The following is a 13,340-nucleotide window of genomic DNA, read 5'->3' as shown; positions in this document are numbered from 1 at the left end:
ATATCAAACGTTTGTAAAGCTTTCCTCAGTGAGCGCCGGAACAACCCCCAAAAGAAGGTGTATTTCCAGCGTTCACCCGAAATCACAGTTACAAGTACTTGATTTCAATAGGTTCAGCCTTGCGCTGAAACGCGATCGGCTTGGCTCTGCAGTTTGTTCAGCGCACTCAGATAAGCCTTGGCCGATGCCACCACGATGTCCGGGTCGGCGCCAACACCGTTGACCACGCGACCACCGTGCTGCAGGCGCACAGTGACCTCACCCTGGCTTTCGGTCGAACCACTCGTGATGGCGTTGACCGAATACAGCACCAACTCTGCCCCGCTTTTGACGTGGCTTTCGATGGCCTTGAGTGAGGCGTCCACCGGACCGTTGCCGTCCGAGGCGCCGCGAATTTCCTTGCCTTCGATCGTGAACACGACCTCGGCATGCGGGCGCTCGCCGGTCTCGCTGCGCTGGGACAGCGAGACCAAGCCATAGCGCTCCTTGTCGGTGGTCACGCTCTCGTCACTGCACAAGGCCAGGATGTCCTCGTCGAAGATCTCGCTCTTGCGATCGGCCAGTTCCTTGAAGGCGGCAAATGCGGTATTGATCTCGCTTTCCGACTCCATCTCGATGCCCAGTTCCTGCAGGCGCTGCTTGAACGCATTGCGACCGCTGAGCTTGCCCAGCACGATCTTGTTGGCGCTCCAGCCCACATCCTCGGCACGCATGATCTCGTAGGTGTCACGCGCCTTGAGCACGCCGTCCTGGTGAATGCCCGAGGCGTGTGCAAAGGCGTTGGCCCCCACCACGGCCTTGTTGGGTTGCACCACGAAGCCGGTCGTCTGGCTGACCATGCGGCTGGCCGGAACGATCTGCGAGGTGTCCACGCCGATGTCCAGGTTGAAGTAGTCGCGGCGGGTCTTGACCGCCATCACGATTTCTTCCAGCGAGCAGTTGCCTGCACGCTCACCCAACCCGTTGATCGTGCACTCGACCTGCCGGGCGCCGCCGATCTTCACGCCGGCCAGCGAATTGGCCACCGCCATGCCCAGGTCGTTGTGGCAATGCACCGACCAGATCGCCTTGTCCGAATTCGGAATCCGCTCGCGCAGTGTCCGGATGAAGTCGCCATACAGCTCGGGCACGGCGTAACCCACGGTATCGGGAATGTTCAAGGTGGTCGCACCTTCGTTGATCACCGCTTCCAGCACGCGGCAGAGGAAATCGATGTTGCTGCGGTAGCCGTCCTCCGGGCTGAACTCGATGTCCTCCACCAGGTTGCGCGCGAAACGCACCGACTGCTTGGCCTGCTCAAACACCTGGTCGGGTGTCATGCGCAACTTCTTCTCCATGTGCAGCGGGCTGGTGGCAATGAAGGTGTGGATGCGCGCACGGTTCGCGCTCTTGAGCGCTTCGGCCGCACGGGCGATGTCGCGGTCATTGGCGCGCGCCAGCGAGCAAACCGTGGAGTCCTTGATGGTGTTGGCAATCGCCTGCACGCAATCAAAGTCACCGTTGGAGCTGGCGGCGAAACCAGCCTCGATCACGTCGACCTTGAGACGTTCCAGCTGGCGTGCGATGCGCAGCTTTTCGTCCTTGGTCATGGACGCGCCAGGCGACTGCTCGCCATCGCGCAAGGTGGTGTCGAAAATGATCAACTTGTCGCTCATCTCAGTTCTCCGGTGTGTGGCCTCGTGGACCACTCTTGAAAAAACCCGCAGTTCCAAAACAAACGGCCCGCTGCGGGTGCAAACGGGCCGTTGTGCTGGAAAACGCGCGCGCTATTCCACTTGCCCGTGAAGGACACCCAGTAGTAGCGCGAGCGAAATGCAATTCATGGCAGGCAATGTAGCACAAAGGTGGCTCGGCACGGATAGAGGAAATCCATGACCGTGATTGCCACGGGTTGTCACTCGTGCAAGCCTCGCTCCTCGGGCTCGTCGGTCGAGGTGCTGATCACGCTGGTCGGCCGTCCTTTGGCCTTGCGCCACAGGTAGATGGCGTACCCCGACAGCCCATACAACACGAACACGCCAAACAGGACGGTCGGCGGATGGATGTTGATCACGGCGATGCCCAATGCGACCAGCACGATGGCGGCGAACGGCACACTTTTCTTCAGGCTCAGGTCCTTGAAACTGTAGAACGGGACATTCGTCACCATCGTCAGGCCCGCGTACAGCGTGATGGCGAACATGGGCCAGACCAGGTCACCCTTGGTGAGCTCCAACTCGTTGGCCAGCCAGATGAAGCCCGACACCAGCGCTGCAGCGGCCGGCGACGGCAGACCCTGGAAATAGCGCTTGTCGACCACACCCGTGTTCACGTTGAAGCGGGCAAGACGCAAGGCCGCACAGGCGCAGTAGACAAAGGCCGCAATCCAGCCCCAGCGTCCGAGGTCCTTGAGCACCCAGACATAGGCCACGAGCGCCGGCGCAGCGCCAAACGACACCATGTCCGAGAGCGAGTCCATCTGCTCGCCGAAAGCACTCTGCGTGTTGGTCATGCGGGCCACGCGACCGTCCAGGCTGTCGAGCACCATGGCCACGAAGATGCCCACCGTGGCCAGGTCAAAGCGGCCGTTCATCGCCATCACGATGGCGTAGAAGCCACCGAACAGCGCGGCCAGCGTGATCATGTTGGGCAGCATGTAGATGCCCTTGGGCCGGCGGGGGCCACCATGGGCATGGTCAATGAGGGGATCGGATCCGTCGTGCATGGAAGAAGTCGCATGACCCCTGAAGAGAGGCCGAAAGGGGCAGTGTAAAGGCTGAGGCCCTTCGGGCCCAAAACGGACAAAGGCCACCGAGGTGGCCTTTGCGTCCGCCAGCGGCCGCAAGGGCCGCCCGAATCAGTTGCGGGTCTGGTCGACCAGCTTGTTCTTGGCGATCCAGGGCATCATGGCGCGCAGCTGGCCGCCCACCACTTCGATCTGGTGATCGGCGGTGTTGCGGCGGCGGGCCGTCATGCTCGGGTAGTTCAGGCGGCCTTCCTGGATGAACATCTTGGCGTAGTCGCCGTTCTGGATGCGCTTGAGGGCATTGCGCATGGCGGCGCGCGACTGTTCGTTGATGACCTCAGGGCCGGTCACGTACTCGCCGAACTCCGCGTTGTTGGAGATCGAGTAGTTCATGTTGGCGATGCCGCCTTCGTAGATCAGGTCGACGATGAGCTTGAGCTCGTGCAGGCATTCGAAATAGGCCATCTCGGGGGCGTAGCCGGCTTCGACCAGGGTCTCGAAGCCCATCTTCACCAGTTCGACGGCGCCACCGCACAGCACAGCCTGCTCGCCGAACAGGTCGGTTTCGGTTTCTTCCTTGAAGTTGGTCTCGATGATGCCGGCCTTGCCGCCACCATTGGCCATGGCGTAGCTCAGGGCCAGGTCACGGGCCTTGCCGGACTTGTCCTGATGGATCGCCACCAGGTGGGGCACGCCGCCGCCCTGGGTGTAGGTGTTGCGCACGGTGTGGCCAGGGGCCTTGGGGGCAACCATCCACACATCCAGATCGGCACGCGGCACGACCTGGTTGTAGTGCACGTTGAAGCCGTGTGCGAAGGCCAGCGAAGCACCTTGCTTGATGTTCGGTGCCACGTTGTTGGTGTAGACCTCGGCGATTTGCTCGTCAGGCAACAGGATCATGACCACGTCGGCGGCCTTCACGGCGTCGTTGACTTCCATCACGGTCAGGCCGGCCTTGCCAACCTTGTCCCAGGACGCGCCACCCTTGCGCAGACCGACCACGACCTTCACGCCGCTGTCGTTCAGGTTCTGGGCATGGGCATGGCCTTGCGAGCCGTAGCCAATGATCGCGACGGTCTTGCCCTTGATCAGGCTCAGGTCACAGTCTTTGTCGTAGAAAACTTTCATGGTCTATCCTCTTTGGAGTGTTGGTGTGCCGTTCGTTCACGAGCCCGTCGAAGGCCCTCGACAGGCCCAGCCCGAACGGCGGTTCGGCTGAGCCCGAAAAACCTGCGATCTTAAACGCGCAGAATCCGCTCCCCGCGACCAATGCCGCAGGAACCTGTACGGACCGTTTCCAGAATTGCGGAACGGTCGATGGCTTCCAGGAAGGCGTCGTTCTTGCCCTGGTCACCGGTGAGTTCGATGGTGTAGCTCTTCTCGGTCACGTCAATGACGCGGCCACGGAAGATGTCGGCCATGCGCTTCATTTCCTCGCGCTCCTTGCCCACCGCGCGCACCTTGACGAGCATCAGCTCGCGCTCGGTGTAGGCGCCCTCGGTCAGGTCCACCACCTTGACCACTTCGATCAGGCGGTTCAGGTGCTTGGTGATCTGCTCGATGACGTCGTCCGACCCAGTGGTCTGGATCGTCATGCGAGAGAGAGACGGATCTTCCGTGGGAGCCACGGTCAGTGATTCGATGTTGTAGCCACGGGCCGAGAACAGGCCAACGACACGGGAAAGAGCGCCAGCTTCGTTTTCGAGCAGGACAGCGATGATGTGTTTCATGATGAAGATTCCTCTTTTCTGAGCCCTCCCCTGCGCACGGTAATGCGCAGGCTCGGCTGCAAATAGATTCGTCGGAGGACGTCAGTCCGGCACCAGCCGGATCGGCGTCCGGAGAAAGGGTCAGAGTTCTTCCGACCCCAGCAGCATCTCGGTGATGCCTTTGCCTGCCTCGACCATCGGCCAGACGTTTTCCGTCGGGTCGGTGCGCACGTCGATGAAGACAGTGCGGTCCTTGATGCTGCGTGCCTCGCGAAGCGCCGCCTCCACGTCTTGTGGACGTTCGACCAGCAGGCCGACGTGACCATAGGCCTCGGCGAGCTTGACGAAATTCGGCAGCGCGTCCATGTAGCTGTGGCTGTAGCGGCCCTGATAGATCAGTTCCTGCCATTGGCGCACCATGCCCAGGTAGCGGTTGTTCAGCGACAGCACCTTGACCGCCGTGCCGTACTGCTGGCAGGTGGACAGCTCCTGGATGTTCATCTGGATCGAGCCTTCGCCCGTGATGCACCAGCAGTCGGCCTGGGGCTTCGCCAGCTTGATGCCCATGGCGTACGGCAAGCCCACACCCATGGTGCCCAGACCGCCGGAGTTGATCCAGCGGCGCGGCTCGTTGAACTTGTAGAACTGCGCGGCAAACATCTGGTGCTGGCCGACGTCCGACGTGATGTAGCAGTCGTCGTCCTTGGTCAGGTTCCAGAGCGTCTCCACCACCATCTGCGGCTTGATGACCTGCGCATTGGCGCGGTCAAAGCGCAGGCAGTCGCGCGAGCGCCAGCCCTCGATGGTGTCCCACCAGGCGGCCAGCGCCTTCTCGTCGGGCTTGGCCTGCGCTTCCTTGACCATGTTGATCAACTCGGTCAGCACGTCCTTGACGTCGCCGACGATCGGCACATCCACCTTGACCCGCTTGGCGATGCTGGACGGATCGATGTCGATGTGGATGATCTTGCGCTCGACCGAGGCGAAGTGCTTGGGGTTGCCGATCACGCGGTCGTCGAAGCGCGCGCCCACCGCCAGCAGCACGTCGCAGTTCTGCATCGCGTGGTTGGCTTCGTAGGTGCCGTGCATGCCCAGCATGCCCAGGAACTTGCGGTCGGTCGCGGGATAGGCGCCCAGGCCCATCAGCGTGTGGGTGACCGGATAGCCCAGCAGATCGACCAGCGCACGCAACTCCGGAACGGCGTTGCCCAGCAGCACGCCGCCGCCGGTGTAGATGTAAGGACGCTTGGCGTTCAGCAGCAGTTGCAGCGCCTTGCGGATCTGGCCGCCGTGACCCTTGCGCACCGGGTTGTAGGAGCGCATCTCGACCGTCGCGGGATAGCCGGACCAGGGAGCCTTGTTGAACGACACATCCTTCGGAATGTCGACCACCACCGGGCCGGGACGCCCCGTGCGCGCGATGTGGAACGCCTTCTTCATCACGTCGGCCAGATCGCGCACATCCTTGACCAGGAAGTTGTGCTTGACCACAGGGCGCGTGATGCCGACCGTGTCGCACTCCTGGAATGCGTCGGAGCCAATGGCCGCCGAGGGAACCTGACCGGTGATGACGACCAGGGGAATGCTGTCGGTGTACGCCGTGGCGATACCGGTCACAGCGTTGGTGACGCCAGGCCCCGAGGTCACCAGCGCCACGCCCACGTCGCCCGTGGCGCGCGCATAACCGTCGGCCGCGTGCACGGCTGCCTGCTCGTGGCGGACCAGCACGTGCTGGATGCCTTCTTGCTTGTACAGCGCGTCGTAGATGTAGAGAACCGAGCCGCCGGGATAGCCCCAGATGTACTTCACGCCCTCGGCCTGCAGCGCGCGCACCATGATTTCGGCGCCCATGAGCTGTTCGGTGGCGGGAGTCTGGCTGGCAGCGGCAGCGGCCATTTCGGCCTTGTTGATTTCCATGATGAACCTTTCGAGAATTTCTCTGACGAAATACCTTGGGTGCCCCTTCGCCTGCTCTTGTGAAGCGGCGTCGGGACTTGAGGCCAAAGGACATGGGCGGACACATACCCCGCCGGACCTTGACCCGTTTGCCTTTTTGAATTGCAGCCTGACATTATCGCACTGCAACAAGGCATCAGACAAACATGAAAGGACGTCAACCCATCAGGCCGGTGGTGGCCGTCGGTACGGATGCGACAATCCGGGACCGATTCCGTGCGCGATCCGATGCCCGAAACCCTTTCCACCGCCTCCGGCGCCCCTTCGCTGATGGCCCCTCCCCTGATGCGCCGCATGGCCAGTTGGCTCTATGAAGGCATGCTTCTGTTTGGTGTCGTGTTCATCGCGGGCTACCTGTTTTCCGCGCTGACCCAGACCCGGCATGCGCTGGACAACCGACACTGGCAGCAGGCTTTCCTGTTCATTGTGTTCGGTGTCTATTTCGTGTGGTTCTGGTCCAAAGGTCAGACCCTGGCCATGAAGACTTGGCACATCCGGGTAGTGGACGCGTCCGGCCAGCCGCTCACCCAGCCGAAGGCGCTGGTGCGCTATCTCCTGTGCTGGCTGTGGTTCCTGCCGCCGCTGGCGGTGGCAGGCTTCTTCGGCCTGCCCGGGGGCGAACTGGCGGTGATCATGATTGGCTGGGTGCTGTTCTGGGCCCTGCTCTCCCGCTTCCACGCCCAAGGGCAATTTGTTCACGATGCACTGGCCGGTACCCGCCTGGTGCACCACAAGCCCGTGGCGCCTGCCCAGCGGGCCAAGTTCTGGCACCCATGAATTCCAGGGAACCTACCGACGCACAAAAGCAGCGCCGCGGCCTCAGCCGCATGTGGCATGCCTTCGGCTACTCGCTGGCGGGCCTGCGCGCTGGCTGGCGCGAAACCGCATTCCGGCAGGAGGCACTGGCAGCCATGGTCATGGTTCCACTGGCGTTCTGGGTCGGCCGCAGCTGGACCGAAGTGAGCGTGCTGTGCGGTACGGTGTTGATCGTGATGATCGTCGAACTGCTCAACACCGGCGTCGAATCGGCCATCGACCGCATCGGTCCGGAATGGCACGAACTCTCCAAACGGGCCAAAGACATGGGCAGCGCCGCCGTGCTGCTGAGCCTGCTGCTGTGCGCAGGCACCTGGCTGGCGGCGATGGCCAGCCGCTGGCTATGAACCACGCAACGACATGAACAACCCCGCTTTTTCTCTCTGCGTCTACTGTGGCTCGCGCCCCGGTGCCAATCCTGCCTTCAGCGCGGCCGCCAGGGCCGTTGGTGAGTGGATCGGCCGCCATGGCGGCCAGCTCGTCTACGGAGGCGGCCACAACGGATTGATGGGCCAGCTGGCCGACGCCACGCTGGCCAGCGGCGGCCGTGTGGTCGGCATCATTCCCAAAGCGCTGGTGGAGCGGGAGTGGGCGCACAAGGGCTGCAGCGAACTGCATGTGGTCGACACCATGCATGAGCGCAAGCGCATGATGGCCGAGCGGGCCGATGCTTTCCTGGCCCTGCCCGGCGGCATCGGTACCTTCGAAGAGTTTTTCGAGGTCTGGACCTGGCGCCAGCTCGGGTACCACGACAAGCCGGTCGGCCTGCTCAATGTCGATGGGTACTACGACGGGCTGATGAGCTTCATCGGCCACAGCGTCGAGCAGCAGTTCATGGGCCCCTGGCAGACGGAACTCATCCGGGTGGGCGCCGACTGGGAGCGCCTGCTGCCGGAACTGGTGCAGGCCGGCGGCGTGACGCCTGCCGACCGGCTGGACCGCGTTTAGACCGCGGTTTCGTCTTCTTCGCCGGTACGGATGCGCACCACGCGTTCGACCGGCGTCACGAAAATCTTGCCGTCGCCAATCTTGCCGGTGCGCGCAGCACGCACGATGGCGTCGACGCAGCGGTCCACATCGGCCGACTTGACCACCACTTCCAGCTTCACCTTGGGCAGGAAGTCCACCACGTATTCGGCACCACGGTAGAGCTCGGTGTGACCCTTCTGGCGCCCGAAACCCTTGACTTCCGTCACGGTCAGCCCGGTCACGCCCTGTTCGGCCAGGGCCTCCCGCACTTCCTCGAGCTTGAACGGTTTGATGACGGCGGTGATCTGCTTCATGCGGGTGTCTCTCTTTGGACCAATGGGTGGGCTACACAAAACTGTATCACGCGCCTGTCACCGAGAGGCTCTATGGGGACTCGTCGGACTGGTACGGCGGCAGCGCTGCGCCACAGTGCATGCAGAACCGGGCCTCGGGCTGGTGACCTTCGGTCAGGCATTCGTGACAGGTGCGGGTGGTGGCGGTTTTTCTGAGTTGCCCGACATTGCTCATTTCGACCGTCACGATGCCGGTCGGCACGGCCAGGGTGCCCCAGCCCAGCAGCATCATCACGGTGGCGATGAAGCGGCCGGTTGTCGTGACCGGCGAGATGTCGCCGTATCCGACCGTGGTCATGGTGGTCACGGCCCAGTAGATCGATGTGGGAATGCTGGTGAACCGGTTCTCCGGTCCTTCCACCACATACATCACGGTGCCCATGATCACCGTGACGATGACCACGAACGAGAGAAAGATGAAGATCTTGCGCGCGCTGTACCGGATCGCCAGCAGCAGACCCCGGTATTCGCTGACATAGGCACTGAGACCGAAGATGCGGAACACGCGCAGCAGTCGCAGCACCCGCACGTCGATCAGGGCATGCATGCCCGGAAACAGGACCGCCAGGTAGGTCGGCAGCACCGACAGCAGGTCGACCACACCGAAAAAGCTCTTGGCGTACTGCCCCGGGTGACGCACGCAGATCAGCCGCAGCGCGTATTCGACGGTGAAGACGGCGGTGAACACGATCTCCAGCGCCTTGAACACTTGCCCGTAACGGGCATGCAGGTCGGCCACGCTGTCGGCCATCACCACCGCCACGCTCAACAGGATGAGCACCAGCAACGACACGTCGAAGGCCTTGCCAGCCCGGGTGTCCGCTTCAAAGATGATGGTGTAGAGCTTCTCCCGCCAACCGGTGAGTGGTTTGCCCAGGCGCTCCTGCTGCGCCTGTTTGAACGTGGTGGCGCCCGGCCCTTTCTGGTTTGCTGGCTCGCGAGCGACTGTCATGCCCGGTATTTGCTGGTGATCGGATAGCGCCAGTCTTTGCCAAAGCTGCGGTGCGTGACGCGGATGCCGATCGGCGCCTGGCGGCGCTTGTATTCGTTGATGCGGATCAGCCTGACCACCTTGTCGACATCGGCCTGCGGATAGCCCTCGGCCACGATCTCAGCCGGGCTGCGGTCGTTTTCCATGTAGCGCTCGATGATGGCGTCGAGCACGGCGTACTCCGGCAGGCTGTCCTGGTCCTTCTGATCCGGCCGCAGTTCGGCGCTGGGTGGGCGCGTGATGATGCGTTCGGGAATCGGGTTGGTGCCAGTGCCGTAAGGGTCGTGCGCATTGCGCCACCGCGCCAGCCGGAACACCATGGTCTTGGCCACGTCCTTGATGACGGCGAAGCCGCCGGCCATGTCGCCGTACAGCGTGCAGTACCCGGTCGCCATCTCGCTCTTGTTGCCGGTGGTCAGCACGATGGAGCCGAACTTGTTGGACAGCGCCATCAGCAGGGTGCCGCGGATGCGCGCCTGCAGGTTCTCTTCGGTGGTGTCTTCCGGGCGCCCCTCGAACAGGGGGGCCAGCGAAGTCCGGAAGGCCTGGAACTCGGAGCCGATGGCGATCTCGTCGTAGCGCACACCCAACCGCGCCGCCATGTCGCGCGCATCGATCCAGGAAATGTCTGCCGTGTAGGGTGACGGCATCATGACCGCACGCACCTTGTCCTTGCCCAGCGCATCCACCGCGATCGCCAGCACCAGGGCCGAATCGATGCCGCCCGACAGCCCCAGCAGCGCGCCGGGGAAGCCGTTCTTGCCCAGGTAGTCGCGCACGCCCAGCACCAGGGCGTGCCACAGGTCGGCTTCCTGGCTGTGGGGTCGGTCGACGGCCGCCTCGACCCGCCAGCCCGCCGGCCCGCGGGTGAAGACTGCCTCAAACAGCGTCTCTTCGAAGCTGATGGCGCGCCCGGCCAGCGCGCCCGAGGCATCCAGCACAAAGCTGCGGCCTTCGAACACGATCTCGTCCTGTCCGCCCACCAGATGGGCATAGACCAGGGGAAGGCCCACCGCCTGCGCGCGCTCGCGCATCGTGGCCTCCCGCTCTCCGCCCTTTCCGGTGTGGAACGGCGAAGCATTGATGACCGCCAGCAGATCGGCTCCGGCCGCCTTGGCATCGGCCGCCGGCGCGTCGAACCAGGCGTCTTCGCAGATCAGCAGTCCCAGGCGCACCGCCTGCCCGTCGGCCCCGGTCACCTCAAACACGCAGGCCTGCTGGCCCGGCACGAAGTAGCGTCGCTCGTCGAACACCTGGTAGTTGGGCAGCTCGCGCTTGGCGTAGGTGTGCGTGATGCGGCCCTCGCGGATCACGCTGGCCGCGTTGTGCAGACCGGCCACCGACACGCTGCGGCTGCGGCGACCAGTGGCATCGAGACGCGCCGGATGTCCCACCACGATGTGCAGGCCTTTGAGGCTGGCGGTCTCGGCCGCCAGCGATTTGAGTGCATCATCACAGGCGTCGATGAACGCGGGTCGCAGGAACAGGTCTTCGGCCGCATAGCCGCACAGCGCCAGTTCTGGCGTGAGCAGCACGGCAGCACCGCGGGCGTGCGCCTCGCGTGCCGCCTGGGCAATGCGACGGGCATTGCCCGCCATGTCACCCACCACGAAATTGAGCTGGGCCACACAGATCTTGAGCGTCATGGAATCGGAAGAACGGAAAAAGACGGCGAGGACTGGCGTGGCGAACGGACTGCTCGCGACGGCCTCGGACGGGGCGTCGAACGATTATGTCACCCGGGTCTTCGATGCGCCCGATGGGGTGCCGGCCGACGCCTGGAACGCCCTGCAGGCCCGGCAGACCGACCCCAGCCCGTTCATGCGGCACGAATACCTGGCGGCGATGCACCACAGCGGCAGCGCCTGTGGCCGCACCGGCTGGCGGCCCCGCTACCTCACGCTCTGGCGCGACGGCGACCTGCAGGCCGCCTGCCCGCTGTTCCACAAGGCGCATTCGTACGGCGAATACGTGTTCGACTGGGCCTGGGCCAACGCGTACCGCCAGCACGGTCTCGACTACTACCCCAAGGGCCTGGTGGCGGTGCCGTTCACGCCGGTACCCGGCCCCCGTCTGCTGGCCCGGGACGCCCATGCCAGGGCCGCGCTGGTCAGGGCCCTGCTCTCGCACGCCACATCCGAGCAGCTTTCTTCCATGCACCTGCTGTTCCTGTCCGACGCGGATGCCCAGGCCTGCGCGGACGCCGGCCTCATGCTGCGGCACACCGTGCAGTTCCACTGGACATCGGCCGGGCATCGCGATTTCGAGGAGTTCCTGGCCAGCCTGCAGCAGGAGAAGCGCAAGAAAATCCGGCAGGAGCGGCGCAAGGTCGGCGAGGCCGGTGTGCAGTTCCGGCATGCGCGGGGGAAGGCGATCACAGCCGCCGACTGGGACTTTTTCTACCGCTGCTACGAGCGCACCTACCTCGAACACGGCAACCCGCCCTATCTGAACCGGGACTTCTTCGCCCGGATGGCCGACACCATGCCCGAACACTGGCTGCTGTTCATCGCGGAGCGCGATGGACGGCCCATGGCGGCCAGCCTGATTGGCATCGATGGCGATCAAGGGGTTGCCTACGGGCGCTACTGGGGCGCGCTGGAGCGCGTGGACTGCCTGCACTTCGAGGCTTGTTACTACCAGCCGCTGTCCTGGTGCATCGAACAGGGCTTCCGGCGCTTTGAAGGTGGCGCGCAAGGGGAGCACAAAATGGCTCGGGCGCTGATGCCGGTGCGCACGACCAGCGCACACTGGCTGGCCCATCCCGCCTTTGCCGAAGCGGTCGGGCGGTTCCTCGAGCACGAAGACCAGGAGATCCTCGGTTATCTGGAGCACCTGTCGAGTCGCAGTCCGCTGAGGCAGGACACCGGCCGTTGACCCCCGCCATCGCCGACAATGCGCGTGCTGTGGTGCTCTCATGGAGCACTTTCATGCCACATGTCACGGTGGATGCCCCACATGGGTGCGTCCATTCGTATTATTTGGTTACAAGTTATTTACAATTGTGCTCATGGACCAAGCCGACGCCTTTTTCACGCAGACCGTCGTCGGTGCGCCTTTCACCGCCCTGCTGGGCCGGCGCCGCGCGCCCGGACAGTCCAGTCCCGAAGGGCTGAACATCCATCTGGCCTCTGGCGAACAGCAGCTCACCCGGCTGTGGCGCGACTGGATCGTGCTCAGCCATGCCTGTGACCCGGTGGGGGTGCCGCGCCTGCGGCCTGGCAAGCTGCGGGGATGGCTGGAGCGGCATGCCCTGTGGCTGGCTGTCCTGGGCCTGGCATCGCTGGTCGCGACCGGCGTGCTCTGGGGGGCCATGCTGTGGAAATGAAGCTGCCCCAGGACACCCTGACCATCGATCCCATCGCCATGAACGTGGTGAACCGGGTCGCGGCCGGTTGCCGCCTGGACGGCGACCTGCAGTTTGACGGCGGCCTCCTGGTCCAGGGAGAGATTTCGGGGCAGATCCGGGTCAACGGCCGCCTGATCATCTGGAAAGGCGGCGTGGTGCGCGGTGCCGTGCGCGTGAACGGTGACTTCTATCTGTTCGGCCAGCTGGGCGCGCACAACGCCTCGCCGCAGGACACGCAACTCGAATGTGTGGGCATGGCCTATGTCGCCCAGACCGGGATTTCGACCGGAACCCTGATGGCCAAACGGTTACAGCTGTACGAGGGCGCGGATCTTCGCGGGCCTTTCAAGACGCTAAAGTTGGGGGGCAGCCTGCCCATCTTGCACGATGTGCAACCCGAGCAGCCCTTGAGAGCACCCGGAAGCCGAACATGAAAGCACGCCGCTACATCCGCCCCGACCGCACACACGAA

Annotated in this window: 14 protein-coding genes; 6 read left to right on the top strand and 8 right to left on the bottom strand. The window is 63.8% G+C overall.

What is annotated here, in order from left to right; genetic code table 11:
• Positions 1-113: 113 nt before the first annotated feature.
• The 5 genes from ACS5NL_RS20440 to ACS5NL_RS20420 form a co-directional block, all read right to left on the bottom strand.
• The gene (locus tag ACS5NL_RS20440) at positions 114-1,655 is read right to left on the bottom strand and encodes a 2-isopropylmalate synthase (protein WP_439355809.1); all 1,542 of its coding nucleotides are present in this window, start codon (positions 1,653-1,655) and stop codon (positions 114-116) included.
• A 239-nt stretch (positions 1,656-1,894) separates the two neighbouring features.
• Positions 1,895-2,704 carry a CDP-diacylglycerol--serine O-phosphatidyltransferase gene (gene pssA / locus ACS5NL_RS20435; protein ID WP_439355808.1) on the bottom strand — a complete coding sequence of 270 codons (810 nt, stop codon included), beginning with the start codon at positions 2,702-2,704 and terminating at the stop codon, positions 1,895-1,897.
• Positions 2,705-2,836: 132 nt separating this feature from the next.
• A complete protein-coding gene (ilvC, locus tag ACS5NL_RS20430) occupies positions 2,837-3,853 on the bottom strand; it encodes a ketol-acid reductoisomerase (RefSeq protein WP_439355807.1) in 1,017 nt (338 codons plus the stop codon).
• Positions 3,854-3,963: 110 nt separating this feature from the next.
• Complete coding sequence (gene ilvN / locus ACS5NL_RS20425) at positions 3,964-4,455, bottom strand: acetolactate synthase small subunit (RefSeq protein WP_411364652.1); 492 nt, start codon at positions 4,453-4,455, stop codon at positions 3,964-3,966.
• A gap of 120 nt (positions 4,456-4,575) precedes the next feature.
• Complete coding sequence (locus tag ACS5NL_RS20420; protein WP_439355806.1) at positions 4,576-6,351, bottom strand: acetolactate synthase 3 catalytic subunit; 1,776 nt, start codon at positions 6,349-6,351, stop codon at positions 4,576-4,578.
• Positions 6,352-6,618: 267 nt separating this feature from the next.
• Between ACS5NL_RS20420 and ACS5NL_RS20415 the strand changes: the two genes are divergently transcribed.
• Genes ACS5NL_RS20415 through ACS5NL_RS20405 form a run of 3 tightly spaced genes read left to right on the top strand, consistent with a single transcriptional unit; the run spans position 6,619 to position 8,154 of the window.
• Positions 6,619-7,167, top strand: a complete 549-nt coding sequence (locus tag ACS5NL_RS20415) for an RDD family protein (protein ID WP_439355839.1) — start codon at positions 6,619-6,621, stop codon at positions 7,165-7,167.
• Entirely contained in the window at positions 7,164-7,553 is a 390-nt protein-coding gene (locus ACS5NL_RS20410) for a diacylglycerol kinase (RefSeq protein ID WP_439355805.1), read from the top strand. Before ACS5NL_RS20415 ends, ACS5NL_RS20410 begins: the two co-directional genes overlap by 4 nt.
• 13 nt (positions 7,554-7,566) lie before the next feature.
• Complete coding sequence (locus ACS5NL_RS20405) at positions 7,567-8,154, top strand: LOG family protein (protein ID WP_439355804.1); 588 nt, start codon at positions 7,567-7,569, stop codon at positions 8,152-8,154.
• On the opposite strand, the gene ACS5NL_RS20400 is transcribed toward ACS5NL_RS20405, so the two are convergent.
• The 3 genes from ACS5NL_RS20400 to ACS5NL_RS20390 form a co-directional block, all read right to left on the bottom strand.
• A complete protein-coding gene (locus ACS5NL_RS20400; RefSeq protein WP_411364657.1) occupies positions 8,151-8,489 on the bottom strand; it encodes a P-II family nitrogen regulator in 339 nt (112 codons plus the stop codon). The two genes, ACS5NL_RS20405 and ACS5NL_RS20400, sit on opposite strands and share 4 nt — an antisense overlap.
• Positions 8,490-8,559: 70 nt before the next feature.
• Positions 8,560-9,480 (bottom strand): ion transporter, encoded by a 921-nt coding sequence (locus ACS5NL_RS20395; RefSeq protein ID WP_439355803.1) that lies wholly within the window; start codon positions 9,478-9,480, stop codon positions 8,560-8,562.
• The gene (locus ACS5NL_RS20390; protein ID WP_439355802.1) at positions 9,477-11,165 is read right to left on the bottom strand and encodes an NAD+ synthase; all 1,689 of its coding nucleotides are present in this window, start codon (positions 11,163-11,165) and stop codon (positions 9,477-9,479) included. Before ACS5NL_RS20390 ends, ACS5NL_RS20395 begins: the two co-directional genes overlap by 4 nt.
• A gap of 37 nt (positions 11,166-11,202) precedes the next feature.
• Here ACS5NL_RS20390 and ACS5NL_RS20385 point away from each other — a divergent pair, with 37 nt between their 5' ends.
• The 3 genes from ACS5NL_RS20385 to ACS5NL_RS20375 all read left to right on the top strand — a co-directional run bounded on the left by ACS5NL_RS20385 (position 11,203) and on the right by ACS5NL_RS20375 (position 13,302).
• The gene (locus ACS5NL_RS20385) at positions 11,203-12,396 is read left to right on the top strand and encodes a GNAT family N-acetyltransferase (RefSeq protein WP_439355801.1); all 1,194 of its coding nucleotides are present in this window, start codon (positions 11,203-11,205) and stop codon (positions 12,394-12,396) included.
• A 133-nt stretch (positions 12,397-12,529) separates the two neighbouring features.
• Positions 12,530-12,847: a hypothetical protein gene (locus ACS5NL_RS20380; RefSeq protein WP_439355800.1), complete on the top strand. Its 318-nt coding sequence runs from the start codon at positions 12,530-12,532 to the stop codon at positions 12,845-12,847.
• Positions 12,844-13,302, top strand: a complete 459-nt coding sequence (locus tag ACS5NL_RS20375) for a bactofilin family protein (protein ID WP_439355799.1) — start codon at positions 12,844-12,846, stop codon at positions 13,300-13,302. The genes ACS5NL_RS20380 and ACS5NL_RS20375 overlap by 4 nt, the downstream gene beginning before the upstream one ends.
• The last annotated feature ends 38 nt before the right edge of the window (positions 13,303-13,340 follow it).

Origin of the sequence: Hydrogenophaga sedimenti, assembly GCF_051857515.1 — a bacterium.
In the GTDB taxonomy this organism is placed as follows: domain Bacteria; phylum Pseudomonadota; class Gammaproteobacteria; order Burkholderiales; family Burkholderiaceae_C; genus Hydrogenophaga.
Note: the sequence above shows the minus strand (reverse complement) of the source record. Positions and strands in the feature narration are given on the sequence as shown.